Below are 218 nucleotides of genomic sequence, written 5' to 3'. Positions count from 1 at the left end.
ACCGCCGTGAAAGGGCGGTGTCTTAACCTCTTGACCAACGAGCCGTTTTGATTTTTAATGGTTGCGGAGGCAGGACTCGAACCTACGACCTTCGGGTTATGAGCCCGACGAGCTGCCAACTGCTCCACTCCGCGATATTGTTTTATAAGTGCCGAAGACCGGAATCGAACCGGTACGAGAGGTAAGTCCCGCAGGATTTTAAGTCCTGTGCGTCTGCC

At 53.7% G+C, this 218-nt stretch carries 1 tRNA gene; it reads right to left on the bottom strand.

The annotated features are described in order from the left end of the window. Positions 1-58: 58 nt before the first annotated feature. Positions 59-134 (bottom strand) — tRNA-Met (locus KGF38_RS20250). Positions 135-218: the final 84 nt, after the last annotated feature.

The organism is Clostridioides sp. ZZV14-6387, assembly GCF_020657835.1.
GTDB lineage: Bacteria > Bacillota > Clostridia > Peptostreptococcales > Peptostreptococcaceae > Clostridioides > Clostridioides difficile_A.
The sequence above is the reverse complement of the archived record's forward strand: the minus strand, read 5'-3'. Positions and strand labels throughout refer to the sequence as shown.